The 26,723-nt window shown below is 46.1% G+C and carries 24 protein-coding genes; 12 read left to right on the top strand and 12 right to left on the bottom strand.

All coding sequences use genetic code 11. From position 1 onward, the window contains the following. Positions 1 to 6: 6 nt before the first annotated feature. Positions 7 to 1,842: a glutamine--fructose-6-phosphate transaminase (isomerizing) gene (gene glmS / locus AB4Z08_RS29105; protein ID WP_441577307.1), complete on the bottom strand. Its 1,836-nt coding sequence runs from the start codon at positions 1,840 to 1,842 to the stop codon at positions 7 to 9. Positions 1,843 to 2,105: 263 nt separating this feature from the next. Beyond that, on the bottom strand, positions 2,106 to 4,475 hold the full coding sequence (locus AB4Z08_RS29100) for a prolyl oligopeptidase family serine peptidase (RefSeq protein WP_441577306.1): 2,370 nt from the start codon (positions 4,473 to 4,475) through the stop codon (positions 2,106 to 2,108). Between the two features lie 102 nt (positions 4,476 to 4,577). Between AB4Z08_RS29100 and AB4Z08_RS29095 the strand changes: the two genes are divergently transcribed. Then, a complete protein-coding gene (locus AB4Z08_RS29095) occupies positions 4,578 to 5,111 on the top strand; it encodes a histidine phosphatase family protein (RefSeq protein WP_441577305.1) in 534 nt (177 codons plus the stop codon). A 102-nt stretch (positions 5,112 to 5,213) separates the two neighbouring features. Here AB4Z08_RS29095 and mgtE read toward each other — a convergent pair whose 3' ends face one another. Both mgtE and AB4Z08_RS29085 read right to left on the bottom strand, forming a co-directional pair. Continuing rightward, positions 5,214 to 6,590 (bottom strand): magnesium transporter, encoded by a 1,377-nt coding sequence (gene mgtE, locus AB4Z08_RS29090; RefSeq protein ID WP_441577304.1) that lies wholly within the window; start codon positions 6,588 to 6,590, stop codon positions 5,214 to 5,216. A gap of 58 nt (positions 6,591 to 6,648) precedes the next feature. Beyond that, positions 6,649 to 7,527 carry a bestrophin family protein gene (locus tag AB4Z08_RS29085; RefSeq protein ID WP_441577303.1) on the bottom strand — a complete coding sequence of 293 codons (879 nt, stop codon included), beginning with the start codon at positions 7,525 to 7,527 and terminating at the stop codon, positions 6,649 to 6,651. Between the two features lie 125 nt (positions 7,528 to 7,652). Here AB4Z08_RS29085 and AB4Z08_RS29080 point away from each other — a divergent pair, with 125 nt between their 5' ends. The 6 genes from AB4Z08_RS29080 to hutG all read left to right on the top strand — a co-directional run bounded on the left by AB4Z08_RS29080 (position 7,653) and on the right by hutG (position 14,371). After that, entirely contained in the window at positions 7,653 to 8,054 is a 402-nt protein-coding gene (locus tag AB4Z08_RS29080; protein ID WP_133809085.1) for an SET domain-containing protein, read from the top strand. 247 nt (positions 8,055 to 8,301) lie between these two features. Continuing rightward, positions 8,302 to 8,781, top strand: a complete 480-nt coding sequence (locus AB4Z08_RS29075; protein ID WP_441577302.1) for a MarR family winged helix-turn-helix transcriptional regulator — start codon at positions 8,302 to 8,304, stop codon at positions 8,779 to 8,781. Positions 8,782 to 8,811: 30 nt separating this feature from the next. Further along, positions 8,812 to 10,380, top strand: coding sequence for a histidine ammonia-lyase (hutH, locus tag AB4Z08_RS29070; RefSeq protein ID WP_441577301.1), 1,569 nt, complete (start codon positions 8,812 to 8,814; stop codon positions 10,378 to 10,380). Then, positions 10,358 to 12,031 (top strand): urocanate hydratase, encoded by a 1,674-nt coding sequence (gene hutU, locus AB4Z08_RS29065; protein ID WP_441577300.1) that lies wholly within the window; start codon positions 10,358 to 10,360, stop codon positions 12,029 to 12,031. Before hutH ends, hutU begins: the two co-directional genes overlap by 23 nt. Before the next feature lie 102 nt (positions 12,032 to 12,133). Then, positions 12,134 to 13,363 (top strand): imidazolonepropionase, encoded by a 1,230-nt coding sequence (gene hutI, locus AB4Z08_RS29060; RefSeq protein WP_441577299.1) that lies wholly within the window; start codon positions 12,134 to 12,136, stop codon positions 13,361 to 13,363. A gap of 3 nt (positions 13,364 to 13,366) precedes the next feature. Continuing rightward, positions 13,367 to 14,371, top strand: a complete 1,005-nt coding sequence (gene hutG, locus AB4Z08_RS29055; protein WP_441577298.1) for a formimidoylglutamase — start codon at positions 13,367 to 13,369, stop codon at positions 14,369 to 14,371. An 84-nt stretch (positions 14,372 to 14,455) separates the two neighbouring features. Here hutG and AB4Z08_RS29050 read toward each other — a convergent pair whose 3' ends face one another. Beyond that, positions 14,456 to 15,286, bottom strand: coding sequence for a CHAD domain-containing protein (locus tag AB4Z08_RS29050; RefSeq protein WP_441577297.1), 831 nt, complete (start codon positions 15,284 to 15,286; stop codon positions 14,456 to 14,458). Positions 15,287 to 15,365: 79 nt separating this feature from the next. Here AB4Z08_RS29050 and AB4Z08_RS29045 point away from each other — a divergent pair, with 79 nt between their 5' ends. After that, positions 15,366 to 15,953: a hypothetical protein gene (locus AB4Z08_RS29045; protein WP_441577296.1), complete on the top strand. Its 588-nt coding sequence runs from the start codon at positions 15,366 to 15,368 to the stop codon at positions 15,951 to 15,953. 121 nt (positions 15,954 to 16,074) lie between these two features. On the opposite strand, the gene purU is transcribed toward AB4Z08_RS29045, so the two are convergent. Next, positions 16,075 to 16,944, bottom strand: coding sequence for a formyltetrahydrofolate deformylase (gene purU / locus AB4Z08_RS29040; protein WP_441577295.1), 870 nt, complete (start codon positions 16,942 to 16,944; stop codon positions 16,075 to 16,077). A gap of 55 nt (positions 16,945 to 16,999) precedes the next feature. Between purU and AB4Z08_RS29035 the strand changes: the two genes are divergently transcribed. Further along, complete coding sequence (locus tag AB4Z08_RS29035) at positions 17,000 to 17,470, top strand: metallophosphoesterase family protein (protein ID WP_441577294.1); 471 nt, start codon at positions 17,000 to 17,002, stop codon at positions 17,468 to 17,470. A gap of 31 nt (positions 17,471 to 17,501) precedes the next feature. Continuing rightward, a complete protein-coding gene (locus tag AB4Z08_RS29030; RefSeq protein ID WP_441577293.1) occupies positions 17,502 to 18,554 on the top strand; it encodes a DUF4421 domain-containing protein in 1,053 nt (350 codons plus the stop codon). Here the strand turns inward: AB4Z08_RS29030 and AB4Z08_RS29025 are convergent. From AB4Z08_RS29025 to AB4Z08_RS29015, 3 genes are all read right to left on the bottom strand, one after another. After that, positions 18,551 to 19,132, bottom strand: coding sequence for a TIGR00730 family Rossman fold protein (locus AB4Z08_RS29025; protein WP_441577292.1), 582 nt, complete (start codon positions 19,130 to 19,132; stop codon positions 18,551 to 18,553). The genes AB4Z08_RS29030 and AB4Z08_RS29025 overlap by 4 nt on opposite strands. Positions 19,133 to 19,141: 9 nt before the next feature. Next, a complete protein-coding gene (locus AB4Z08_RS29020; protein ID WP_441577291.1) occupies positions 19,142 to 19,771 on the bottom strand; it encodes an HD domain-containing protein in 630 nt (209 codons plus the stop codon). Positions 19,772 to 19,857: 86 nt separating this feature from the next. Continuing rightward, entirely contained in the window at positions 19,858 to 22,128 is a 2,271-nt protein-coding gene (locus tag AB4Z08_RS29015) for an aconitate hydratase (RefSeq protein WP_441577290.1), read from the bottom strand. Between the two features lie 343 nt (positions 22,129 to 22,471). On the opposite strand from AB4Z08_RS29015, the gene AB4Z08_RS29010 reads away from it, so the two are divergent. Then, entirely contained in the window at positions 22,472 to 22,693 is a 222-nt protein-coding gene (locus tag AB4Z08_RS29010; RefSeq protein WP_089894158.1) for a PspC domain-containing protein, read from the top strand. A gap of 117 nt (positions 22,694 to 22,810) precedes the next feature. Here the strand turns inward: AB4Z08_RS29010 and AB4Z08_RS29005 are convergent, their stop codons facing one another. Beyond that, a complete protein-coding gene (locus AB4Z08_RS29005) occupies positions 22,811 to 23,236 on the bottom strand; it encodes a hypothetical protein (RefSeq protein WP_441577289.1) in 426 nt (141 codons plus the stop codon). Positions 23,237 to 23,362: 126 nt separating this feature from the next. Continuing rightward, positions 23,363 to 24,178 (bottom strand): 3-deoxy-8-phosphooctulonate synthase, encoded by an 816-nt coding sequence (gene kdsA / locus AB4Z08_RS29000; RefSeq protein WP_441577288.1) that lies wholly within the window; start codon positions 24,176 to 24,178, stop codon positions 23,363 to 23,365. Positions 24,179 to 24,426: 248 nt separating this feature from the next. On the opposite strand from kdsA, the gene AB4Z08_RS28995 reads away from it, so the two are divergent. After that, on the top strand, positions 24,427 to 25,365 hold the full coding sequence (locus AB4Z08_RS28995) for an NAD-dependent epimerase/dehydratase family protein (RefSeq protein ID WP_441577287.1): 939 nt from the start codon (positions 24,427 to 24,429) through the stop codon (positions 25,363 to 25,365). 72 nt (positions 25,366 to 25,437) lie between these two features. Here the strand turns inward: AB4Z08_RS28995 and AB4Z08_RS28990 are convergent, their stop codons facing one another. Next, the gene (locus AB4Z08_RS28990) at positions 25,438 to 26,685 is read right to left on the bottom strand and encodes a sulfate adenylyltransferase subunit 1 (protein ID WP_441577286.1); all 1,248 of its coding nucleotides are present in this window, start codon (positions 26,683 to 26,685) and stop codon (positions 25,438 to 25,440) included. Positions 26,686 to 26,723: the final 38 nt, after the last annotated feature.

Raw genomic sequence — 26,723 nt, 5'->3', positions numbered from 1 at the left:
AGCTATTTATTCTACTGTAACAGATTTTGCAAGATTCCTGGGCTTATCTACGTCCAGTCCTTTTAATACACCTATATGGTAGGCGAGCAGCTGTAAAGGTATTACAGAGATGATGGGTGCTACCATTTCATCTGCGGCTGGCACAAAAATTACATCATCCGCCATTGGGGGAATGGTGTTATCACCTTCTGTTACGACTGCTATCACCTTGCCTTTGCGGGCTTTAATTTCCTGGATATTGGAGACTACTTTTTCGTAGTAACTGTCTTTTGTGGCTACTATCACTACCGGCAGATGTTCATCCACCAGGGCAATAGGGCCATGTTTCATTTCTGCAGCAGGATAACCTTCTGCGTGTATGTAGGAAATTTCCTTCAGTTTGAGCGCTCCTTCGAGGGCTACCGGGAAGTTATATCCGCGGCCCAGGTAAAGGAAGTCGCGTGCATCTTTATATTTGGCGGCCACCTCTTTGATTTGATCATCGAGTTTCAGCGCGGTAGCTACTTTTTCAGGAACCTGGTCCAGTTCATCCAGCAGGTGCTGAAAACGTTGTGGGGTGATGGTACCTTTGTCGACAGCCAGTTTCAGGCCTACGAGGCAAAGAACGGCCAGCTGCGCGGTAAATGCTTTGGTGCTGGCAACGCCTATTTCAGGGCCAGCATGTGTATAGGCACCCGCATGCGACAACCGCGCAATAGAAGAACCTACCACATTACAAACACCGAGGATGATGGCGCCTTTTTCCTTGGCACTTTCAATAGCTACCAGTGTGTCAGCTGTTTCGCCGGACTGGGATACTGCAATGATTACATCGCCTTCCCCTACTACCGGGTTGCGGTAACGGAATTCAGAAGCATATTCTACTTCAACCGGGATACGGCACAATTCCTCAATCATGTATTCTGCTACCAGCCCCGCATGCCAGGAGGTACCGCAGGCTACAATGATAATGCGTTTGGCATTGCTCAGGATATCAGCATACTCCCGCATACCACCCATGGTAAGTGTACCATGTTTGGCATCCAAACGACCACGTAAGCTATCGAAGATAGTTTGCGGCTGTTCAAATATTTCCTTCAGCATGAAATGATCATAACCACCTTTCTCAATAGCAGCCAGCTCTATATCCAGCTTCTGTATGTAAGGTGTTTGTCTTTCATTGGAAATATTTTTCAGGATCAGTTCATCGGCTTTGATGATGGCTATTTCATAATCGTTTACATACACTACTTCTTTCGTGTATTCAACGATGGGAGAGGCATCTGATGCAAGGAAATGTTCTCCTTTACCTACACCTATTACCAGCGGGCTTCCCTTGCGGGCAGCAATGAGGGTATCCGGATTATCTTCATCTATCAGTACAATCACGTAAGCGCCTACCACACGTTTTAAAGCGATGCGCAGTGCTTCTTCCAGTGAGCACTGATTTTGTTTTTTGATTTCTTCAATGAAGTGCAGCAGTACTTCTGTGTCAGTATCACTCTTAAACGTGTGGCCCTGTTTTACCAGTTCCTGTTTCAGCTGAATATAGTTTTCAATGATGCCATTGTGGATCATGGCCAGTTTACCATCGCCCGATAAGTGGGGATGTGCATTGCGGTCACAGGGTTCGCCATGTGTTGCCCAACGGGTATGCCCGATAGCAATATGACTCCGCATGTCTTTACCTGCCACGAATTCTTCCAGGGCAGCCACCTTGTCTTTTCTTTTGTATACCTGCAACCCATTGTTGATCAGGGCTACACCCGCGCTGTCGTATCCGCGGTATTCCAGTCTTTTAAGGCCTTTCAATACTACCGGGTAGGCTTCTCTCTGCCCGATATAAGCTACTATTCCACACATAAGGTTTTTGGATTTGTGCTAAGGTTTATCATTGCAATATCGCATTAATTGTTAAAATCACATCAGAAAATGTGAATATTGTTTAAGTTAAAGATATGGTCAGCATGGCATTCTACGTGGTCCGAATGTAAAATGAAAAAGGGAATACAGAAACGATTCCGATGAAAATTAAGATATCTTAACATTCACCTGACATCATTCACTGTATTCCCTTTTGTATTTTTTTTATTTAGTAACTAAATAAAAAAATTTAAAATGCTCCATTATTTCAAGAGTGTACTCTCGAATAACAAAAGTATTCTTTTATATTCATCTGTCCAGCTACTGGGTGTAGTAAATCCGTGATCTTCTACCGGAAATACTGCCAACTCCCAGTTATTTTTTCCTAATTCAATCAAACGTTGTGATAAACGTACGATATCCTGGAAGTGCACATTGGTATCTATCATTCCATGGCACATCAGCAATTTACCTTTCAGTCCATCTGCATAGTAGATGGGAGAGGAGCGGCGGTAAGCAATACTGTCTGTAAATGGTTCATTCAGTATGTTGCTGGTATAACCGTGATTGTAATGTGCCCAGTCGGTTACGGAGCGTAAAGCTGCTCCGGCAGCAAATACGCCGGGCTTCGTAAACATGGCCATCAAGGTCATGAAGCCACCATAACTTCCGCCATAAATACCGATGCGCTGCGCGTCCACCTGCAATTTTTCGGCCAAATATTTTGCGCCATCTACTTCATCATCAAGATCCTTTCCTCCCATATAACGATAAATACCGGTGCGCCAGTTGCGGCCGTAACCCGCACTGCCACGGTAATCCAGGTCAAGCACCGTATAGCCTTTATCCGTTAGCAGGTTATGAAACATATACTCCCGGAAATAGCTGCTCCACCATTTATGTGCATTCTGCAGGTAACCTGCCCCATGCACAAAGATGACAGCAGCCCCGTTATTTTTGGCCGGGTCCGGTGTGTATAACCGGGCATATACCGGCTGTTGGTCGCGTGCTGTAAAAGTGACTACCTGCGGATCGCGCCAGTGGTATGTTTTAAACTCGTCGGACTGTGCCAGGTTGGTAACCTGTACCGCCTTTGCTCCCGGCGTATTAGGCTGCAGATATAGCTCCCAGGGCTTATTGGAATAGGAATAACGGAAGGCCAGCCATTTGCCATCGGGTGAAACACTTACTTCATTAGCGCCAGGTAAGGTGGTAATCCTTTCAGCTTTGCCACCGGAAATGCCTACACGATAAAATTGTTTTTCTCCCGGATGTACTTCGTTGGTGCTGAGATAAAAATATTTTTTATCGGGAGATAGTTGTGCATCCTGTACTTCATAATTGCCACTGGTTAGTGGGGTAACCGTTCCATTATTTACGTTGCTGGTGTACAGGTGGGAGTAGCCGGTGGCTTCAGATTGAAACCAACAGGTATTTTCATCTATCCAGCCAATGTTGGCGCCACCCATGGTCCAGCCAATACCGGGACCGGCCACCCAGGCTTCATCACGCTGGCGGTTCAGTGTTTTTAAGGTGCCGGTAGCTGCATCCAGCAATACAATCCAACGGTCTTTGTTATCCAGTGAACGGATATCTGCTATGGCATGAGTGCCCTGGTCTGACCAGTAAGGACCATTCATCACCACGTCTCTTACATGCGGTGTGTCTTTCTTCGTATAGTCTTTTACGTAGTCCGGGAGGTCTTTGATTCCTGGAAGGTCGGTTGTTTTAACAGGAAGCACGGTATCGCGCTGCCGGTCGTACACATAACTTTCAAAAGTGCCTTGTGGTGCACCTACCTTATCGCGGGAGGGGATATCCGTTGTATAGCCGGAAGCCGTTACAAATTCCGGTACAATGGTATTGCGGGCATCGGCAGGAGCGTTGAACAGGCTGTAGGTAATGAAACGGCCATCAGGACTGATTTGCAGGTTCATTAGTCTTTTACCCTGCAGATACAGTTGCCTTAACGTTTTGTTTTCATGTGCTTTATTAAAGGCGGTAGCCGCATCTTTGCGGGCTTTCTTATCACGAACCACCTCCATCAGCTCCAGTTGCTGGGCTTTCAGGAATTTCTCTTCTGCATTGCCTTTCTGGCTCTCTTCTTTTTCAACAGGTTTGCTGCCGGTGTCAAAGCTGGTCAGCTGGCTGATGAGGCCAGATGCACGATCCCAGGCATACAGGTCACGGTTTTGCTGAAACACCACCTGTTTGCCGCCGAAGCTGAATGCCGGATTGAGAGAAGTGGCAGTAGTATTGGTGATGCGGGTGGTCTTACCGGTTCTTATCTCCAGTAAATAAATATCCCCCTCATAGCTATACGTTAGTAATGTTTTATCGGTATTGTAAGTACCACCTGACCGGGCAGTGATGAGCGCGCGCTCATCTGCAGCCGTTTTGCGGGGAGTATTGTTTTTAATACCGGTATAGTAAAGAGAGTCGGTCAGATTTTTGTCGGGATTCCAGCTGAAATAGACGGTCTGATTGTCAGTGCCCCAGAAAACATTATCAGGAGAAGTTCCTATCCATTTAGGATCGCGCATAATCTTTTCTACAGTAAGCGGGCCTGCCTGTTGGGCATAGATGCGGTTGGCTGATAAAAAAATAATGGCGGGTAATACCCATTTTCTCATATCGGTTCATTATTTTGTTGGGGAATAAATGTAACGGTTTAATCATAAATTGCCGTAACTTTTGGATGGACGTACTGCGGTCATCTGCTCTAAATCCGCTCTATGCGCATACTGCCAATCTTACTTTCCCTCTTGCTCTTTGTGGCCTGTAAGCCCGGAAGACCAGCCCGGCAGCCCGTGTTGGTATCAGAAGATACTACCTTTTTAACCGGTACATTTTACGTGATCAGGCATGCAGAAAGGAACCCAGGCCCGGATTCTACCTTAACGATAGCCGGTGAGGAACGAGCAGGGGCACTATACCGGTTGCTGAAAGATTCCGGTTTGAATAAAATCTACATTACGCCTTATAAAAGATCGGTGGCTACCGCCGACAGTCTCCGGATTCACTTACACCTGGATACCTGCTTTTATGCCGCCGATACCAGCGGTGAATCCTTTATTTACCAGGTAACCCGGCATGAAGACTGGGGCAAACGTATCCTGGTAGTAGGCCATTCCAATACCATTATCCCCATTTTGCATAGCCTGAGAGCAAGGCCTCATACGGATTCTATCGGGGAGAATGAATATGACCGATTGTTTATTGTAAGAAAGAATAAGGATGGAACGACATTAAAAGAGATATGTTATTAGGAGCTTTTAGCCGTTAGCTTTTAGCTTTTAGAAAATGCAGCGAAGACCATATAACACCTTCTTCGCTGCATTTTCTAAAAGCTAAAAGCTAACGGCTAAAAGCTATAACAAGATTCCTTTCATCAAAGTATATGCTACCGTAAAGTAGATCAGTAACCCGGTAACATCCACCAGGGTGGCCACAAAGGGGGCAGAGGACGTAGCCGGATCCGCACCACATTTCTTTAATACCAATGGCAGCATAGAACCGGAAAGGGTACCCCAGAGCACCACGCCTACCAGGGAAATGCCTACTGTAGCGCCTATCAATACGGTGTGTATACCATAAGTGTGGAAGAAAGTATTCCAGAGCAGGATACGTATAAAGCCAATGGAGCCCAGTGCTCCGCCCAGGATCAGACCGGAAATGATTTCCCGGCGCATCACGCGCCACCAGTCACCTACCGTGATTTCGCCGAGGGCCATGGCTTGTATAATAAGGGTGGAAGCCTGCGAGCCACTGTTACCTCCACTGGAAATGATGAGTGGAACAAAGAGTGCCAGCACTACCGCCTTGGCAATTTCGTCTTCAAAGAAGCCCATGGCAGTTGCAGTCAGCATTTCTCCGATAAATAATACTACGAGCCAGCCTACACGCTTTTTAATCAGTTTCAGGATAGGCATATCGAGGTAGGGTTCATCCAGTGCCTCGGTACCACCTATCTTCTGAATATCTTCTGTATGTTCTTCGTTGGCGATCCACAACATATCGTCAATGGTCACAATACCCAGCAATATGCCCTGATCATCTGCTACAGGCAAGGCTACCCTGTTTTCCATCCGGAAAACCTGTATGGCCTCTTCCTGGTCATCGTTGGCATGGAGCGACACAAACCGGTCATCCATGAGGGTATGCACCACGGTATCCGGGGATACGAGCAGGAACTCCCTGATCCGGAAGTCATCCAGCAGGTGTCCCTTTTCGTCAATCACATATATTACGTCAATCGTTTCACTATCCTTACCATGTTCGCGGATATAATCCAGCACCTCTTTCACAGTCCACTCTTCCCGTACTGCGATGTAATCGGGCGTCATGATACGACCCACACTGTTTTCCTTGTAACCAAGGAGAGAGAGGGTAATACGCCGCTCTTCCGGGTCGAGCAGCTTGATCAGTTCTTTTACCGCCTCACTCGGAAGCTCTTCCAGGAAGGCTGTACGGTCATCCGCCGGTAGCTCATTCATGAGCTCCGCTATTTTAGCGGCCGATAAAGTGCGGATAACATCTTCCTGCAATGGAAAGTCCAGGATACGAAAAGCCGCTGCCGCTCTGCTGATCGACAGGTTATTAATGATGACATCTGCTTCATCAGGATCTTCGTGAATCAGTTCGGCTATATCCGTTATCAGCTGGTCGTCCAGATATACTGACAGTTCGCGGTAATTCTTTTCTTCTGTCAGTGTCTGGAATTTTTCCAGTAAAGCTTCATTTTCCATGTACAAATTGCCTCTATCTGCGAAAATAAGTTAAAATAGCACGCTGCCGGGACAGTCGTTATAATAATTCTGATACATGCAGTCGGATATTGCTGCAAATAGTATCTATGGGCAGATCATTGGCGTCTTTGCCAAACGGATCCTCAATTTCTTCTGCAATCAGTTCCAGGCTCGCCAGTACAAAGAAGATGAACACAATCATCGGAATGATCAGGTACCCCAGGCTGAATACATAGGCAAAAGGCATAGACATCACATAGAAGAATATAAACTTTTTAATAAAAACGCTGTAGGAGAAAGGGATAGGCGTATTTTTAATACGCTCACAGGCGCCACATACATCAGCAAAAGACTGTAACTCAGGGTTCAGCAAAATCAGCTGATCGCCCGTCAATTGCCCGTTGCGATATAGTTCCATGGTTTTGCCGGTGATCAGCTGGGCCAGCTGATTAGGTACATGCTTACTGATATCCATGTGCTGTGGCTCCACTCCCGGAATGGTTTCCATTTCGTCATGCAGGTAGGTTTTCCGTAAATGATTTTTCAAACCATAGGCAAAATTCGGAATCATCACTTTAAAGAATAACCGGTCGGCGTGGTTGTCTGCAGGTAACATCGCCTGTATCTTCATCGCCAGGTTGCGGCTGCTGTTGACAAGGGCGCCCCACTGCCGGCGACCTTCCCACCAACGGTCATATGCGGTGTTGGTACGGAATACCAGCAACATGGAAATCACAAAACTCAGCAATCCATGCATCAGCGATATCTTGGAAATTTCACTGTTGGCCGATAGTTTCCATACTTCCAGCTCCAGCCAGGCGATGAAAGCTGAATAGACAGAAAGCGCAATGAACATAGGAAACAGCTTTCTGACGGTGTCCGCTTTATGAAGGCGAAAAATAAACGTAAACCATTCTTTCGGGTTATAATTGATCATATATACTGCTTGATAATAGGCAAAAAAAATAATTTCCGGGTCGCAAACCTAAATTTTTTAAACATGATTTTGATAACTTCTTCCTTTAACTTTACTTTACGTCTTCTTTTATTTGAAATTGAGCTATGATAAAGCCGTACTTGTACATTGATAAGTCTAAGGGAAGAGGCAGAGGAGTCTATACAAAAGAAAAGATCCCGGCCGGAACAAGAATAGAGACTTCACCCGTGCTGGTTCTCTCTTACGATGATACTGAAATTGTGGATAAAACAAGACTCCATAATTATATTTTCCTCTGGGGCGCGAAAGAAACCCGTTCTTGTGTGGCTTTGGGCTTCTGCTCTATCTACAACCACGATTATCACCCGAATTGTGAGTATGAAATGGACTTCACCGAAGAAACCATGAGCATCATCACCCGGCGTGATATCAAAAAAGGTGAAGAACTCTCCATTAACTATAATGGCGATGTAACTGATACTTCCCCCCTTTGGTTTGATATCAAAAAGAAACAAACAGCCAAGTAAAGAATTACGAATTACGAAGGGCAGGGAAATCTTAGCGGATATTAGCTGCTAACCTGCGTATTTCGTTTTTCTTTTATAAAATTGTATAAGTGCTTATATAATATTTCAACTGTTATAATATTTCCATTTTTCTTTCGTAATATTGTATAAGTGCTTACATAATATCAATGGTTGTTGTAAGGATATATAATAACATTCGATGATATCTCCCTACTATTCCGTAATTCTTAATTTGTAATTCTTCCTCATGTCATTCTATCCATCATTAGGCTATCTTGTTTTTGGCAGCCGCCTGCGCCGCCTGAGTGAATACTTCCTCATGGAAGTGAATAAAGTATACGAACAGGCGGGGATTCCCTTTGATGCCAGCTGGTTCCCGGTATTCTACCTGTTGTCAAAACAACAGCCGGTACCCATGATAGACATTTCAGAACAACTGGAAATCTCCCATTCGGCCGTTAGCCAGATGGTCACCAACCTGAAAAAGAAAGGATTGCTGAAAACTACGCCCTGCAAAGAAGACGGTCGTCGTCAACTCGTGGCATTCTCCAAAAAAGGCGAAGAACTCCTGCATCAGATACAACCCGTTTGGGACGCTATCACCGAAGCCATGAACGAACTGGTCATGGAAAATAAACAAAGCCAGCAGGTGCTGGCTGCCATCGCACAAATTGAACAATCAGTGCAACAAACTTCTTTATCAGAAAGAATTAAGAAACAACTATAATCCTTCATACACCAGAAAAATTGACTGACCATGAGTGATATTTTTAAGTACGGTATAGACCAGCTCACTGTTGCCACCGCCATTGATATTGCGGCCGGCAAAGTGAAAGGCATACTGGTACCGGAAGTAGTTACACGCGTACAAACCAGCTTCGGGTATGTACAAACTATCGTAGCTCAGCATACTACGGTATATGGTATTAACACTGGCTTCGGTCCCTTGTGTGATACCAAAATTTCGGAAGAAGATACCCGCGCCCTGCAGTATAATATCCTGCAAAGCCATAGTGTAGGCGTAGGAGAACCTATTCCGGAAGAAATTGCCCGCATCATGCTTATCACCAAAGTGCATGCATTGGCACAAGGTTTTTCCGGCGCAGCATTGGCTACCCTGGAACGCATTATCTGGCATATCGATCATAAAGTAACGCCACTGGTGCCTGAAAAAGGCTCTGTGGGCGCATCCGGTGATCTTGCGCCATTATCGCACCTGTTCCTGCCACTGATAGGTTTGGGACATGTATGGTATAAAGGACAAAAAACAGATACGGCAGCCATGATGCAGCAGGAAGGCATCGCCCCGATTGTACTGGGCCCTAAGGAAGGCCTGGCACTGATCAACGGTACACAGTTCATCCTGTCGTTTGCGGTGAAGGCGGTACAACGCCTGCACAATGCATTGGAAGCAGCGGATATTATCGGCGCTTTATCCCTCGAAGGATTGATGGGAACCGCCAAACCTTTTGATCCGCGTTTACATGCCATCCGTCCGTTCCCCGGCAATCAGCTGGTAGCGCACCGCTTGAAGACATTGCTGGAGCATTCAGAGATCATGTCCTCCCATGTGGACTGTGGCCGCGTACAGGATCCTTATTCCCTGCGTTGTATGCCACAGGTACATGGCGCCTCACGTACGGCCTGGCAACACCTGCAGGAACTCACCACTATTGAACTGAATGCCGTTACAGATAACCCGATTATTTTCAGTGCAGAAGATACCATCAGTGGTGGTAACTTCCACGGTCAGCCAATGGCTTTACCGCTGGACTATGCTACTGTGGCTGCTGCGGAACTGGGTAATATCTCCGACAGGCGTTGTTATATGATGATTGAAGGGAGATATGGATTACCAAAATTACTCATCCAGGACGCCGGTCTGAACTCCGGTTTCATGATCCCGCAGTACACCACTGCCGCCCTGGTAACGGAAAATAAAACACTGTGTTTCCCTGCCAGCGCAGATAGTGTGCCTACCTCCCTGGGGCAGGAAGATCATGTATCCATGGGATCTATCAGTGGTCGTAAATTGAACCAGGTAATTGGCAATCTCGAATATATATTGGCGATAGAATTGCTGTATGCTGCACAGGCAGTGGATTTCCGCCGCCCGCTGAAATCCAGCCCGGTGCTGGAAGCAGTACATCAATATACGCGGGAGAAGGTAAGCTTTGCTACCAAAGACCGCATCTTCGCCTACGATATTGCAGCGTTGCACAATATCATCACTGACCAGTCACTGGTGCGCGTAGCCAATGAAGCTGCGGCCCAACATCAACTCAACTTAAACGGACTTTATAATGACCAGTTTGGACTTTATTAAAACATACGCAGCTCACCCGCATTATAAAGCGCCACATGGTGCACAGCTGCATGCCAAATCATGGCAAACCGAAGCGCCTTTGCGCATGTTGCTCAACAACCTCGATGCAGAAGTAGCCGAAAACCCCGATGAACTGGTGGTATACGGTGGCATCGGCCAGGCCGCCCGCAACAGGGAATCGCTGCAAAAAATTATAGAAATATTACTGGAGCTGGACGAGGATCATTCCTTGCTGGTACAATCCGGTAAACCGGTTGGTATTGTCCGCACACATCCGCAGGCGCCACGCGTCATGCTGGCCAACAGTAACCTGGTGCCCAAATGGGCTACCTGGGACCACTTCAATGAACTGCGCGCCAAAGGCCTGATGATGTATGGTCAGATGACTGCCGGTAGCTGGATCTATATCGGCACACAGGGCATTCTGCAGGGGACCTATGAAACCTTTATGGAATGTGGCAGACAACATTTTAACGGCAGTCTCGCCGGCAAACTGCTGGTGACAGCAGGTATTGGCGGTATGGGCGGCGCACAGCCACTGGCGGCCACCATGGCCGGCGCCGTATTTATTGGTGCTGATATCGATCCTACCCGTATCCAGAAAAGACTGGATACCCGCTACATCGATCGCATGACGTATTCTTATGAAGAAGCGATTCAATGGGCCCGGGACGCACAGGCGAAAGGGGAAGCATTGTCTATTGGTTTGGTTAGTGATGCCGGCGATATGCTGGAACGTATGCTGAAAGATAATATCATACCTGATATCCTCACGGATCAGACTTCCGCACATGATCCGCTGAATGGCTATGTACCCAATGGCATGACGCTGGAAGCCGCACTGGATCTGCGTAAAAAAGATGCAGCTGCCTACCGCGAACTGTCGCTCAAAAGTATGGCCCGCCACGTAGGCTTCATGCTGCAAATGCAACAGAAAGGTGCTGTAACGTTTGATTATGGTAACAACCTGCGTGAATTTGCCCGTGAAGGGGGAGAAGCCAATGCATTCAACTTCCCGGGATTCACACCGGCGTACATCCGCCCGCTGTTCTGTGAAGGAAAGGGTCCTTTCCGTTGGGTGGCCCTCTCCGGTGATCCGGAAGATATCTATACTACTGACCAGGCGCTGATAGAAGCGTTCCCGGAAAATACCCACCTGATCAACTGGCTGAAAGAAGCGAGAGAGAAAGTGGCCTTCCAGGGATTGCCTGCCCGCATATGCTGGCTGGGTATGGGAGAACGCGAAAAAGCAGGTTTGATTTTCAATGAACTGGTGAGAACCGGTAAAGTGAAAGCGCCGATTGTAATTGGTCGGGATCACCTCGACTGCGGCTCCGTAGCTTCTCCTAACCGCGAAACAGAATCTATGAAAGACGGCTCTGATGCAGTAAGTGACTGGACCTTGCTGAACCTGATGGCCAATACCGGTGGTGGTGCTACCTGGGTATCTTTCCATCATGGTGGCGGCGTAGGAATGGGATATTCCCAACATGCCGGTATGGTAGTACTGGCCGACGGTACAGACCGCGCGGCCGCCTGCCTGAGCCGCGTACTGTTCAATGATCCAGCCCTGGGAATTTTCCGCCATGCAGATGCCGGATATGAAAAAGCACAGGAATGGGGAGCAAAATTTGATATCAATATTTACTAAGCTGTTGGCTTTTAGCTTTTAGCAGTTAGACTATAGCGAATAAGTATCCGCTAAGAGTTTTCCGCTACAGGCTAAAAGCTAACTGCTAAAAGCTAAAAGCTAATGAAAACTTTACTCGGTCCTTTTGCTCAAATCCTGCCAATGACAGGTCTGTCGCTGAAAGGCACGTTGCAGGATGAGCAGTTGGCAGTGATAGAAAAAGGTGGTGTGGTAATGGAAAACGGAGAGATCATCGCCGTTGCAGACTACAAGTCATTGCTGAAAAAATATCCGGACAGTGAGATCGCTTTCATGGATACGCCCCTGGTATTATTGCCCGGCTTTATCGATTGTCATACACACATTTGTTATGATGGTACACGTAATCGTGATTATGCGATGCGCATAGCTGGTAAGAGTTACCTGGAAATAGCGCGTGCGGGCGGCGGTATCTGGGATTCCGTTACTAAAACACGTATAGCCGATGTCGTTACCCTTACCGAAAATACGGTGGCCCGTGCCAACCGGCATTTAAAAGAAGGGGTGACCACCATTGAAGTGAAAAGTGGCTATGGCCTTAATCTCGAAGGAGAGTTAAAAATGTTGCGCGCCATACAACAGGCAGGCATGCATACCAAAGCTACACTGATTTCTACCTGTCTGGCCGCGCATATGAAACCACGTGATTATGCCGGAAGCGAAACTGAATACCTGCAATGGGTAGTAAGCGAGCTGTTGCCGGTATTGCAGCAGGAGCAGCTCAGCAACCGGGTAGATATTTTCATTGAAGAAACAGCCTTTTCTGCATCCGCAGCGGCTGCATTTTTGCAACAGGCCATGCAACAGGGATTTGCAGCTACCGTACATGCCGATCAGTTTAGTGCAGGTGGTGCAGCCGTAGCGGTGACTGCTGGTGCCTTATCGGCAGATCACCTGGAAGCCAGCAGTGAAAAAGAAATTGTCTTACTGGCGAATTCCAATACAGTTGCCGTAGTTTTGCCGGGTGCTTCATTAGGTTTGGGTATGCAATATGCACCGGCGCGTAAGTTACTGAACGCCGGCGCAAGTGTTGCGATAGCAAGCGATTGGAACCCGGGATCAGCGCCTATGGGCGATTTGCTGATACAAGCCGCCGTGATGAGTGCCGCAGAAAAATTATCCACAGCAGAAGTGTTGGCCGCGCTTACTGTAAGAGCAGCCCCTGCATTGCAATTAAAAGATGCAGGTCAGTTGGTAGCCGGATATGCTGCAGATCTGCAGGCATATCCTACCAGTGATTACCGGGATATTCTTTATTATCAGGGTAAGATGAAACCTGCTATGGTCTGGAAAAAAGGAGAACTAGTATCGTAATTTATGATAACAAAGGATAGCTATCAGCCAACAGCAACTACTTCGTGGACCGGTCGCATAGATGGCACCGTACCAGATTTGCTGCGTTGGCACCAGGTCATTAAAGTAGTAGACCTGTTACAGGCACCACTGCCGGCATTGCAGCCGGAAGAAAAAGGGATCGTGTTATTGGGCTTCGCCAGCGATGAAGGGGTACGCCGTAATAAAGGCAGAACCGGTGCGGCAGAAGGCCCGGCAGCATTGCGTAAAGCCATTGCCAACTTCCCGGTACACTTTAACGAACAAACGATTTTACTCGATGCAGGAGATATTCTTTGTGTGAACGGCGAACTGGAAAATGCGCAGCAGGTATTGAGTGAAGCCGTAAATGCCATACTCACAGCGGGATACCTGCCACTGCTACTCGGCGGCGGACATGAAATTACGTACGGGCATGCCAGTGGTATACGCCGCTTTGCTTCGCAGCAAAAGATAGGCTTCATTAATTTTGATGCACATTTTGATATCCGTATTCCGGGAGAAGAAGGCCCCAGCTCTGGTACAGGCTTCTGGCAACTGGCACAGGATGCCAAACAGGCTGGTACTCCTTTTCATTACCTGGCATTAGGTATTCAGAAGAATGGAAATACCCGACAGCTCTTTAATATCGCCGGTGAAGAAGATACTACCTATGTAAGTGCAGATGCCTTTCACCTGCAGGATAAAGACACTTTATTTGCCGCTATTCAGCATTTCCTCGGACAGGTGGATAAAGTATATCTGACTACCTGCCTGGACGTATTTGCGGCTCCTTTTGCACCTGGTGTAAGTGCTACGGCCTATAACGGGATCATGCCCGGAGGATTATTCCTGCAGTGCTACCGCAGAATTTTACAAAGCGGAAAAGTAGCAGGTACTGATATTGCAGAACTCAACCCTTCATTGGATATCGACAATCGTACTGCCAAACTCGCAGCCTCCCTCATTTTTGAAATAGTAATGGCTTACAGCGGCGAGGAACCGTTTTAGCTGTTAGCTTTTAGCAGTTAGCTTTTAGATTATAACGAATAACTCTTAGCAGATACTTATTCGCTATAATCTAAAAGCTAAAAGCTAACTGCTAACTGCTATCAGTTGCCTTAGCTGCACAGTGCACAATGCCAGTTGCTCCTTCACATCCAGCTGTAGTAATTGTACCAGTTGAGATGCATTCATCGGTAAGGTGATTTTTTCTTTCTTCAGTTGTGCGATCGTTGCTTTTGTGAATAACAATAATTCGCTGGTATCATGCCATTGTCCCAGTAGTTCGCCTGCTTTCTTCGTATGTGCGGTGAGTACATCGGTGTGGGCAGAGGGGAGTACCTGTTCCAGTATGGTGAGCTGATAATATAATGCCTTGGTATCTTTTCGTACTCCATGCCAAACAGTATGATGGGCCCTGCTGGCGGGCAGTGTAATACGCTGGTGTTGTTGCTGCAAAAATTTGATCAGCACGGTTGTAGCGGCAGTATGATCGGTATCGGCAATGGCTTCCTTAAATTTTTCAGGTAGGGAACCTAACTTTTTAAGAGAGCAGTGTTTTATGGTAGCCTGTAATAGCTCGTCAGCAGTGGCCTGTTTGTTTTTAAGCAACAAATGTGCAAACGAAAAGCGCCACTTTACTCTTTTCTCATAGTCCCGGAGGTGTTTCTCCTGTAGCTGTGTATCCCTGGAAGCTCCGCCTATTGCCTGTATGAGTCTTACCGTATGCAAATGTTTACCGGCTCCAAAGGAGTAATCCGGTAGTTGCTTTACGAGCGAAAAAAAAGCCCGTAGTTTTTTTACGCCCACCCGCATTTCATGTATCGCACCGGCATCACCGGGCAACTGTTGCAAGGTGGTATATGCGGTGGTGACGGCATCGCATTCCTTGCGGAGATAATGATATAAAGCAGCTTGTAGCATCTCTTTAAAGATAAAATAAAATTCCCGGGAGTGAGTGGTATCTAGATAATTTCAATATTTTTGCTTCAAATTGTATGTTATGCAACTACTCCCCAAAATGGCAGTCACAGTACTGCTAACTACGCTTTGCATCCCCGCAATGGCGCAAAAAATTAAACTGGTAGACGGAGACCTCGCTACCCTGAAAGATCAGAAAGAACTCAATGTTGAATTTACGTATGATCATCTGTCTGTTGGCAAAAACAGTGAAGAGGATTATATCAGTAAGAAAACAACGGAGTACAACAAGAAAGAAGACGGGAAAGGTGACACCTGGGCCAAGGCATGGAAGGAAGACCGGAAGGATAGGTATGAGCCAAAGTTTGATTCGCTGTTCAATGATAACGGTGATTTAAAGGCAGGAAAGTTTCCAAATGCAAAGTACACCATGATTTTTCACACCACTTTTATTGAACCGGGATTTAATGTGGGGGTAGCACGTAAAAACTCCTATATTGATGCTGAAGCTACGATCGTGGAAACCGTTGACAGAAGTAAGGTGGTCGCTAAAATATCCATTGAGGATGCACCCGGCCGGATGATGGGCTTTGACTATGATACCGGTATGCGGATTATGGAATCCTATGCAGTGGCTGGAAAGAAGTTAGCGAAGTTTATAGCCAGATAGTAATCGTCTTTATTAATCGTGGTAGCTGGTAAAAAAACGGCTACGTTCATGAAGAATGAAAGGCGGGAAAGGATAAACTTTCAGGGGCTGACAAACGCCAAATTCGTCAGCCCCGTTTTTATCAGAATACAATAGTCTTGTTGCCATGCAGGATCACCCGGTTATTCACGTGTGCTTTTACTGCCCTGGTCAGCACCTGCCGCTCGATATCACGTCCCAGCATGACCAGGTCTTCTACTGTATGTTTATGGCTTACCCTGGCCACATCCTGTTCAATAATAGGCCCTTCATCCAGTTCATTGGTCACATAGTGGGCAGTAGCGCCAATCAGTTTTACCCCTCTCGTATAGGCGTTGAGGTAAGGTCTGGCACCCGCAAAAGCTGGTAAAAAAGAATGATGAATATTGATGATGCGCTGTGGATATCGGCTAACAAATTGTGGCGATAATATCTGCATATACCTGGCTAGTACGGTAAAATCTATCTGATGTTCCTCCAGCAGGCGGATAGCAGCGTCTTCCTGTACCGCTTTGGTAGCGTTGGTAACCGGCAGGTAATGAAACGGAATCTCCATTGCCGTACATTCCTTTTCCAGCAGGGAATGATTGGAAATAACGAGCGGAATATCGACCGGCAGTTCCCCGCTTTTCCATCTCCATAAAAGTTCCAGCAAACAATGATCATAGGCGGAGACCATAATGGCCATCCGCATACGGCGGTCGCTGTAATCAATTTTCCATTCCATTTGTAACGGAGTGGCTACCTGCTGCTGGAAAGCAGCTTCCAACGCCGGCTTATCCAGGAGGTCCAGCTGGAATTCCATGCGCATGAAAAATAATCCTTCACGGGGATCGGTACTGTGTTGACTTGCATCAAGTATATTTGCACCCAACTGGTAAAGGAACTGGGATACGCCAGCTACTATGCCGGGACGATCAGGGCAGCAAATAAGCAAACACGCAGTAATAGGATGAGCGTTTTCTTTAGACATATAACTACAAAGTAAAAAATATTAATATAATTCTCCCTTGAAAAAAATAGGACTCATGTCGGATACGCATAGCTATTTGCATCCGCAGGTATTTAAGTACTTTGAAGAAGTGGATGAGATCTGGCATGCCGGCGACATCGGTAATGTGGAACTGGCGGATAAACTGGAAGCCTTTAAGCCGTTCAGGGCGGTATATGGGAATATTGACGGCGCGGATATCCGTATCCGTTATCCCGAAACGCTGCGGTTTAACGTAGAAGGAGTAGAGGTGATGATGACACATATTGGCGGTTATCCGGGGAAATATGCCCCCGGTGTGAAAGAACAGTTGAAACAACACCCCCCCAAACTCTTTATCTGTGGCCATTCTCATATTCTGAAAGTGATGCCCGATGCGGCATTGCATTTGTTACATATGAATCCGGGTGCATGCGGACAACAAGGGTGGCACAAAGTTAAAACGCTCCTGCGCTTTCAGGTAGCTGAAGGCAATATTCAGAACCTGGAAGTCGTTGAACTTCCCTGATCATCAACATCGGAATTAACCTACAACGTTTATGAACCTACGAATTTTAGTATGGCTGATCGTATTTTTGACAGGAGCTGCGCAGATGCAGGCTCAGGGCCGCTTTTGGAAGTGGTTGAAAACAGAAAATGATACGGCTTATATAGAAGATCATACGGAAGATATCACCGGCCGGCTGTATGGTTCCCGTAAATACACGAAATTTGATATCCTCGACAGGAAACAGAAAAAAGATATCCTGTACAGACCCAATACCCCCTTTAATATTGGATTTGGTGCGAACTACAGGTTTGTTGGGATTAACCTGGGCTTTAATCTGCCATTCATTAATCAGCAAAATGATAAATACGGAAAGACAAAGTACATTGATCTGCAATCGCATATTTATCTTCGTAAAATAGTAGTGGATTTCTACGGACAATATTACAAAGGCTATTATATAGCCAATCCACAGGAAGTATTTGGCAAAGCATATGCTGCTCAAAACCCTTATCCTCAGCGGCCGGATATAAGGAATATAGATTTCGGACTGAATGTGCAGTATATTTTCAACGACAAACGTTTCTCCTATCGTGCACCAAACCTGCAGAATGAATACCAGAAAAAAAGTGCCGGCTCTTTTATCGTAGGCGGAGAAATGTTCCTGGGCCGGGTAAAGGGAGATTCTTCGCTGATCCCATCTATTATGGCAGATACGAACTTTCTGCGGGAGGAACACTATTATAAAACAGGTATTTCCTCTCTGGCTGCCAATGTCGGTTATGCCTATACGTTTGTATTACAACAGCACTTCTTTTTGTCGCTGTCCCTCACAGCAGGTTTAGGAGGTAATGTGACCAGTCTTTATTTGGAAAGCGGAGAAGTCAGCCGTAAGGTGGGCTTACAATTCAGTAATACTGTAAGGGCCTCTCTTGGCTATAATTCCAGCCGTTATTTTGCAGGGGTGCATTACGTGGGAATGAACATCCGCAGCGGTATGCCGATACCGCATACCTACCAGACATTTGGTACCGGCAATTTCAGGGTGAGTCTGGTGCGCAGGTTTGCACTGAAGAAACCACTGTGGAAAGCAAAAGAGATTTAACTCTGCGCCGGCGAAATCCATTTGGAGTTAGCCGGTGGCTCGTATTGCTCCATTTGCTGCAATAAATCATTGATATCATTACTGCATAACAGCATATCCCGGTTTTCTGCTTTGAGGAAACCGTTGCTGGTCATGGTTTTCGAAAGCTCAATCAGGGCATCATAAAAGCCGTTGATATTGAGGAGGCCAATAGGCTTTTTGTGCAGACCTAATTGACCCCAGGTGAGCATTTCAAACAGTTCCTCCATAGTACCGAACCCGCCGGGTAGTGCAATGACACCGTCACATAATTCATTCATTTTGGTTTTACGTTCGTGCATGGTATCTACCAGGATCAGTTCCGTCAGTCCTTCATGCGCCAGTTCTTTTTGTTGCAGAAAATGGGGTAATACACCGATTGCCTGTCCGCCGGCATTCAGCGCGCCATCGGCTACTGCTCCCATGAGTCCTACTTTAGCGCCGCCGTATACCAATGTAAGCTGGCGTTCTGCCAGTGCTGCGCCCAGTAATTTAGCCTGTTCCATGTAAACGGGGTCCTTTCCTGCACTTGAACCACAAAAAACTACGATTCGTTTCATATATCCTGATTATAAAGTGTCAATTTCTGCCTGGATGTTATTCCGGGCGCTTTCTTCATACAGTTCCCTGAAAACAGGAGTACGGAAAATGGCCGGCATTTCCAGAAAATGCTGCAATACCCTTTTACGACCGGGTTTATATAACAGGTCCGGGTAGATACTGTATTCCTGTCTTATTTGTCGGGTGTATTGTTGATAAGCCTCCGGAGAAGCCCCTAATATCTGCAGATCGAAGTCGAGGAAATAATCCAGGTCCGGATTGTTCTGCGGATTGATATGTGTTTTGGTAGCTATTATGAAGTCATTTACAGCAGTTGTCTTCTCCGCTGGAAAGCCAATTTTTCGGAGATGTGTAACGGCGGCGGCTGCACTCATTTCTTCGTTATCAGAACGCTGCGCGTTATATATAATATCATGGAAGAAGATGGAGAAAAGGACCACTTCATTGTCCAGGATACGATCGGTATAGGCTTGTTGTAGGGATACCAGCTGTAAAATATGCGAGATATCGTGGTAATGGCGTTTCTCCTCCTGGTAGGCCATCATCATGGTAACGTAGGACTGGTTAATGAACATCAGATCATCCGTGTAGGGGAAGTTGGTTTGGGTCCAGGGGGCTCTTAATTCTGATACTTGCATATGCCGGGTTCTTTTTCCGCGCTCAATTTAAAAAGAAAACGGGCAGAAAAAACTTTCTGCCCGTTGCTTTTATGCTAAATAGTTAACTATGCTTTTTTAGCGGCTTCTGCACGGATAACGTTCAGTGCACCACCTGCTTTAAACCACTCGATCTGTTGTTCGTTGTACGTGTGGTTTACAGGGAATTCATCTGTGCTGCCGTCTTTATGGTGAAGGACAACAGTCAGTTGTTTACCTGGAGTGAAAGAGGTCAGACCATTGATGTCGATGGTATCATCTTCCTGGATTAAATCATAATCTTCTTTGTTAGCGAAGGTCAGACCCAGCATACCCTGTTTTTTCAGGTTTGTTTCGTGGATACGGGCGAAAGATTTCACCAGGATAGCACGAACGCCAAGGTGACGTGGTTCCATTGCTGCGTGTTCGCGGCTGGAGCCTTCACCGTAGTTTTCGTCACCAACTACTACTGCACCAAAACCGTGTGCTTTGTAGTCGCGCATGGTAGCAGGAACTGCACCATATTCGCCGGTGAGGGAATTCTTAACGGTATCGCTTTTATCGTTGAATGCGTTGATCGCACCAATGAGCATGTTGTTGGAAATGTTGTCCAGGTGACCACGGTATTTCAGCCATGGACCAGCCATAGAGATATGATCCGTTGTACATTTACCTTTCGCCTTGATCAGGAGTTTCAGGCCTTTCAGGTCTGTACCTTCCCAGGCGGAGAATGGTGCCAGGAGTTGCAGACGGTCGGAGGTAGGAGATACTTTTACCTGAACACCGCTACCATCGGCAGCAGGCGCCTGGTAACCAGCGTCATCTACGGCAAAGCCTTTCACGGGCAGTTCGTAACCTACTGGTTCATCCAGCATCACTTCTACGCCATTTTTGTTCTTCAGTTTGTCTGTCAGCGGGTTGAAGGTGATATCACCTGCAATGGCCAAAGCAGTAACAATTTCCGGAGAAGCTACGAATGCATGGGTAGAAGCGTTACCATCATTTCTTTTCGCGAAGTTACGGTTGAAGGAAGTGATGATAGAGTTCTTGCGGGTAGGATCGTCAATATGACGTGCCCACTGACCGATACAGGGGCCGCAGGCGTTTGCCAGTACTACCCCACCAACCTGGTCGAAAGTATTGAGTAAACCGTCTCTTTCAATGGTAAAACGTACCAGTTCAGAGCCGGGAGTGATGGTGAATTCAGATTTCATATCCAGTTGCTTGTCGATGGCTTGTTGTGCCAGGGAAGCAGAGCGGGAAATATCTTCGTAGGAAGAGTTGGTGCAGGAACCGATCAGGGCTACTTCCAGTTTCTCAGGCCAGTTGTTTTCTTTCACAGCCTGTGCAAATTTGGAAATCGGCCATGCCAGATCCGGTGTGAACGGACCGTTTACATAGGGTTCCAGTTCGTCCAGGTTGATTTCAATTACCTGGTCGTAGTATTTGGCAGGGTCTGCATACACTTCTGTATCCGGACGCAGGTGTTCTCTAACGCCGTCAGCCAGGGCAGCAACATCAGCTCTGCTGGTCACTTTCAGGTAGTCAGCCATTTTGCTGTCGTACGCGAAGAGGGAACAGGTAGCGCCGATTTCAGCACCCATGTTACAGATAGTACCTTTGCCGGTAGCGCTCAGGCTATCAGCACCTTCACCAAAGTATTCCACGATAGCGCCGGTACCACCTTTTACAGTGAGGATACCAGCCACTTTCAGGATAATGTCTTTAGCGGAAGTCCAGCCACTCATTTTACCTGTCAGCTTCACACCGATCAGTTTCGGCATTTTTAGCTCCCATGGTAAACCAGCCATCACATCTACCGCATCGGCACCACCAACACCAATCGCTACCATGCCTAAACCGCCGGCATTAGGAGTGTGGGAGTCAGTACCGATCATCATACCACCCGGAAACGCATAGTTTTCCAGTACTACCTGGTGAATAATACCAGCACCTGGTTTCCAGAAACCAATGCCGTACTTATCAGAAATAGAGGAAAGGAAATCGTAAACTTCTTTATTGGTGTCAATAGCAGTCGCAAGATCTTGTGTAGCGCCAACCTTGGCTTGTATAAGGTGATCACAGTGTACAGTAGAGGGAACCGCAACTTTATCACGGCCGCAGGTCATAAACTGGAGCAACGCCATCTGGGCAGTTGCATCCTGCATAGCTACGCGATCCGGAGCAAATTCAACATAGGATTTACCTCTTTCGTAGGGCGTGGGAGTAGGTGCATACAGATGAGCGTACAAAATCTTCTCAGCAAGCGTGAGCGGGCGACCTAACATCTTACGGGTTGCTTCCACCTTACCCGGTAATGCCGCATACACTTTTTTAATCATGTCAATATCAAACACCATGGCAAAAAAATTATTTAAGAGCGGTTAAAAATTGCACGCAAAATTAACTAAAAACAACAAGTTTTTAAATTAAATACTTAAGATATAGTGAACTGTGCATAAACTGCGGCTACTTTAACAGTTCCTTAAAATACAGGCAGATCAAGGAAAAGGAAGGTTTTTATCTCCCTGGAAAATTATCAAAAACTATTATATTAAATTTATCTCCCCTGTTTGCAGTTGCTTTCTTATGCACAGAAACACCCACCGGGAGCAAAGATGCTGATATTCAGCCCACTAAATAGTTAGTGTCCACTACCGTTTTTCGCTTGGTTTTCCAGCCGGAATTTGATAAATTTGATGTATGAACCGGATAAAAGATTTTGTGGAATGGAAGGCGTTCGGTGTTTGTGCCGCTATTGGAGATAAACTGGGCGTGGCCACATCCCGTATACGCATCTTTTTCATCTATGCCACTTTTCTAACAATGGGGTCCCCGCTCATTGTATATATGATTCTTGCGTTCTGGGTGAACATGAAAAATTATATCCAGAATGCCAGAAGGAATCCCCTTCGTTATTTGTGATTTTAATTTAATGTGTTTGGATGGCGTAACACCACCCTCCACATGAAAAATAGAAAGAGGGAGTGAAAATAAGCGATGCTTAATCTCACTCCCTCTTTTATTATTTTATAGTACGGGCTATTCCAGGTGATACAGCGTCATACCATGATAATGATTCTGCAATTCATTCAGGGTGATAGGCGCATTCAGATTCCGGGTTTCATCCCGGTAGTGCAGTTGTATGAGGGGCTTATGGCCTGCCTCAAACCAGCGGACCGAAAAAGGGCCTCTTACATACAGGGTCCCTCCTGATGCAGAAGACGCCGCTTCGTCTTTATGGAACTGTAGCTTTAACAGGGTCGCTTCTGTTAAATGAATGGGTAAAAGGTTGTCGAGATCGTACCAGTACTCATTTTCATCCGTAGCCACCAACACTTTCTTATCTTCATGATCTACCTGTAAAATCTTTCCCTCTTTTTCCGCGCCTCCGTAATTTGTGATAACGGTATCACCTGATTTTAATTCGTGAATACTAATCATAGTGAGCTGAGTTTTGTGTTTCATGAATATAATAAAAAAAGCCGAAGGCATAAAGCAAAAAGCTATTGAAGCGAATGATCAAAGCGGGAAATAATATTCGCTCTGATCATTCGCTTCAATAGCTTTTTGCTTTATGCTTTACACCTTCGGCTATCTTACGACCCTGCGGATCTCTACTAATTTCTCCAGCAGTTCTTCCAGCAGATCAAGACGCAGCATATTAGCTCCATCAGATTTAGCTTTGGAAGGATCAGGATGTGTTTCTATGAACAGGCCATCTGCACCGGTAGCAATGGCTGCTTTGGCAATGGTACTGATCATTTGCGGGTTACCACCTGTTACACCGCTGCTTTGGTTAGGCTGCTGTAAAGAATGGGTACAATCCATCACCACCGGCTCGCCCAGGTGTTTCATGATAGGAATGTTACGGTAATCCACTACCAGATCCTGGTAACCAAAAGTGGTACCACGTTCCGTCAGGATGATATGATCGTTACCGGCACCTTTGATTTTTTCTACGGCAAATTTCATAGACTCGCCACTCAGGAACTGACCTTTCTTTACGTTCACCACTTTACCTGTTTCCGCCGCTGCCAGCAGGATATCTGTCTGACGGCAAAGGAAAGCAGGGATTTGTAATACATCTACGTAAGCGGCTGCCATGGCAGCTTCTGCGGCAGAGTGAATATCTGAAGTCACAGGTACGTTAAATGTTTTACCTATTTTCTGCAACAGTTCCAGTCCTTCTACATCACCAATACCGGTAAAGGAATGTACACTGGTACGGTTAGCTTTACGGTAAGATGCTTTGAAAATATAAGGGATCGCTAATCGTTTACAGATAGCCGTTACTTTCTCTGCTACTGTCATCAGTATTTCTTCCTCCTCAATTACACAGGGTCCGGCAATCAGGAAGAAATTTTCAGGGTTGTATTGCTCTTTGAATAATGATTTTAAATGCTTCATATCTTGAAAAAAATTGGGTCATTTAATTGAAGGTGCAAAGATAGTCATTCTACCGCAAAGGCAGGCAGCGTAAAGCCTGCCGTTTGGCTTAATTGTCATGATATTGTAATCCGGAACGATGCAAAACACGCATTGTAGTTTTTATTGTTATAGCATTGTCATGCGCTGTGATGTCATGAACGGAAATAGCTGCGAACCCGTTAATATTACGGTCCGATTTAAAAAATAGCTTACTATTATATTTTTGTATGAAGAAAGATAAGATTCTGGTAATTGGTGCCTGTGGACAAATTGGCGTAGAGCTGACCCTGGCTTTAAGAAAGATGTATGGAGATACCAACGTTGTCGCTTCGGATCTTCGTGAAGAGCACGATTTGCTGAAAGGAACAGGTCCCTACGTGTCGTTGGATGTTATGAACAAGGAGATGTTGCATGTATTGGTTATCCGCCATAACATTACCCAGATCTACCTGCTGGCAGCGATTTTATCTGCTACTGGTGAAAAAAATCCTTTACTGGCCTGGCATATCAATATGCAAAGCCTGCTCAATGTACTGGATATTGCGAAAGAAGAAAATCTTGATAAAATATACTGGCCTAGTTCCATCGCGGTATTTGGTCCTAATTCACCTGCCGCGGAAACACCACAGCACACTATTATTGAGCCTACTACCATTTATGGTATCAGCAAGTTTGCCGGTGAACGCTGGTGCGAATATTACAACCACCGCTTTGGAGTGGATGTAAGAAGCTTACGTTACCCGGGTCTGATCAGCTATAAATCAGCACCAGGCGGCGGTACCACGGATTACGCGATTGAAATTTTCCATGAAGCAAAAGAACATAAAAAGTACACCAGCTTCCTGTCTGAAGACACTTACCTTCCGATGATGTATATGCCGGATGCGATCAGGGCTACGATTGAACTGATGGAGGCTGATGCGTCCAAAATTGCCATACGTTCTGCTTATAACCTCTCTGCCATGAGCTTCTCTCCAAAGGAAATCGGTGCAGAGATTCAAAAACATATTCCTGATTTCACAATGTCTTACGCGCCTGATTATCGTCAGCAGATTGCGGATGGCTGGCCTAACAGCATTAATGATGGCCAGGCTCGTCAGGATTGGGGCTGGAAACCAGAGTATGATCTGGCCCGGATGACGGAAGATATGCTGAAGAACATCTAAGCATATTTTACAAAAAGGAAAGCAGCTAAGTTATCCCATCTTAGCTGCTTTTCTATTTATAGTAATGGCTGATTACTCAATAAATCCTACTGCCACGGTGGTATTATTAAACTCATCGATGAGAATAAATGCCCCGTTAGCAGGATTGGTATGGTAAGAATCTGCGAATACAGGAGCCGCTGTTTTCAGCGAAATTCTACCGATATCGTTCAATCCCATTTCTGTTTTGTTGGCTGTTTGCAGGTGATTGGTTACATCTGTGATGTAATGGATCTGCTGCACTTTTGCTTTTACACGGTTCACGCCATGCTGCAGTAAATAAGTTTTGCCAGACACCAGTTTTTGCTGATCCATCCAGCAGATGTTAGCATTTACTTCCTTCAGCTGCGCAGGTACCTCATCTGTTTTTACGAGCATATTACCTCTGCTGCTGTCTATTTCATCTTCCAGTGTGATCACTACACTTTCACGTGCATGCGCTACCGTTAGTTGCTTCTCAAACTGTTCAATGGTTTTAATACGGCTCTTTGTTCCGGAAGGCAGTGATATTACTTCATCGCCTACGGTGAAATGGCCGCTGGCAACTTTGCCGGCAAAGCCACGGAAATCGTGGTATTCGGTGGTTCTGGGTCTGATCACACTTTGTATCGGGAAGCGTGCCGGATGAAGACGGTCTTCATGATCAAAGGAAACCTGTTCCAGGTATTCCAGCAGTGTCGCACCCTGGTACCAGTCGATAGCACCGGTGCGGGAAGCCACATTTTCACCATACAGGGAAGAGATAGGAATGAACTTTACTTCCTGTCCTTTAAACCCGGCGTTGTCCAGCATTTGCTGGAAATCTTCCACTATCTGGTTAAAGCGTGCTTCACTGTATTCTACCAGGTCCATTTTATTTACACATACCACGAGGTAAGGAATACGCAGGAGGTTGGCAATAAAAAAGTGACGGTGGGTTTGTTCTACAATTCCTCTGCGTGCATCAATGAGAATCAGTGATACCTGGGCATTGGAAGCGCCGGTGACCATGTTGCGGGTATATTCAATATGCCCGGGTGTATCAGCGATAATGTATTTGCGGGTAGGAGTGGAGAAGTAAATGTGCGCCACATCGATGGTGATGCCTTGTTCACGTTCTGCTACCAGCCCGTCTGTCAACAGCGACAAATCTGTAAAGTCAAGCCCCTTACGCTTGCTGGCGGCATGGAGTGCCTCCATTTTATCTTGCGGAATAGAATTGGTATCGTATAATAAACGGCCTATTAAAGTGCTTTTACCATCGTCTACACTACCGGAAGTGGCTATACGTAAAACCTCCATATTGTTCTAGCTTTTAGCTTTTAGCGGTTAGCAGTTAG

Source organism: Chitinophaga sp. RAB17 (assembly GCF_052114225.1).
In the GTDB taxonomy this organism is placed as follows: Bacteria; Bacteroidota; Bacteroidia; order Chitinophagales; family Chitinophagaceae; genus Chitinophaga.
Note: the sequence above shows the minus strand (reverse complement) of the source record. Positions and strands in the feature narration are given on the sequence as shown.

Coding starts and splice junctions, on each gene's coding strand:
- hutU (WP_441577300.1), top strand. CDS start 10,358: ATGACCAGTTTGGACTTTATTAAAACATACGCAGCTCACCCGCATTAT.
- kdsA (WP_441577288.1), bottom strand. CDS start 24,178: ATGAAGCATTTAAAATCATTATTCAAAGAGCAATACAACCCTGAAAAT.
- AB4Z08_RS28995 (WP_441577287.1), top strand. CDS start 24,427: ATGAAGAAAGATAAGATTCTGGTAATTGGTGCCTGTGGACAAATTGGC.
- AB4Z08_RS29095 (WP_441577305.1), top strand. CDS start 4,578: ATGCGCATACTGCCAATCTTACTTTCCCTCTTGCTCTTTGTGGCCTGT.
- glmS (WP_441577307.1), bottom strand. CDS start 1,842: ATGTGTGGAATAGTAGCTTATATCGGGCAGAGAGAAGCCTACCCGGTA.
- AB4Z08_RS29035 (WP_441577294.1), top strand. CDS start 17,000: ATGTCGGATACGCATAGCTATTTGCATCCGCAGGTATTTAAGTACTTT.
- hutH (WP_441577301.1), top strand. CDS start 8,812: ATGAGTGATATTTTTAAGTACGGTATAGACCAGCTCACTGTTGCCACC.
- AB4Z08_RS29010 (WP_089894158.1), top strand. CDS start 22,472: ATGAACCGGATAAAAGATTTTGTGGAATGGAAGGCGTTCGGTGTTTGT.
- AB4Z08_RS29075 (WP_441577302.1), top strand. CDS start 8,302: ATGTCATTCTATCCATCATTAGGCTATCTTGTTTTTGGCAGCCGCCTG.
- hutI (WP_441577299.1), top strand. CDS start 12,134: ATGAAAACTTTACTCGGTCCTTTTGCTCAAATCCTGCCAATGACAGGT.
- AB4Z08_RS29030 (WP_441577293.1), top strand. CDS start 17,502: ATGAACCTACGAATTTTAGTATGGCTGATCGTATTTTTGACAGGAGCT.
- AB4Z08_RS29045 (WP_441577296.1), top strand. CDS start 15,366: ATGCAACTACTCCCCAAAATGGCAGTCACAGTACTGCTAACTACGCTT.
- mgtE (WP_441577304.1), bottom strand. CDS start 6,590: ATGGAAAATGAAGCTTTACTGGAAAAATTCCAGACACTGACAGAAGAA.
- AB4Z08_RS29025 (WP_441577292.1), bottom strand. CDS start 19,132: ATGAAACGAATCGTAGTTTTTTGTGGTTCAAGTGCAGGAAAGGACCCC.
- AB4Z08_RS29080 (WP_133809085.1), top strand. CDS start 7,653: ATGATAAAGCCGTACTTGTACATTGATAAGTCTAAGGGAAGAGGCAGA.
- AB4Z08_RS29100 (WP_441577306.1), bottom strand. CDS start 4,475: ATGAGAAAATGGGTATTACCCGCCATTATTTTTTTATCAGCCAACCGC.
- AB4Z08_RS29005 (WP_441577289.1), bottom strand. CDS start 23,236: ATGAAACACAAAACTCAGCTCACTATGATTAGTATTCACGAATTAAAA.
- AB4Z08_RS29020 (WP_441577291.1), bottom strand. CDS start 19,771: ATGCAAGTATCAGAATTAAGAGCCCCCTGGACCCAAACCAACTTCCCC.
- AB4Z08_RS28990 (WP_441577286.1), bottom strand. CDS start 26,685: ATGGAGGTTTTACGTATAGCCACTTCCGGTAGTGTAGACGATGGTAAA.
- purU (WP_441577295.1), bottom strand. CDS start 16,944: ATGTCTAAAGAAAACGCTCATCCTATTACTGCGTGTTTGCTTATTTGC.
- AB4Z08_RS29085 (WP_441577303.1), bottom strand. CDS start 7,527: ATGATCAATTATAACCCGAAAGAATGGTTTACGTTTATTTTTCGCCTT.
- AB4Z08_RS29050 (WP_441577297.1), bottom strand. CDS start 15,286: ATGCTACAAGCTGCTTTATATCATTATCTCCGCAAGGAATGCGATGCC.
- hutG (WP_441577298.1), top strand. CDS start 13,367: ATGATAACAAAGGATAGCTATCAGCCAACAGCAACTACTTCGTGGACC.
- AB4Z08_RS29015 (WP_441577290.1), bottom strand. CDS start 22,128: ATGGTGTTTGATATTGACATGATTAAAAAAGTGTATGCGGCATTACCG.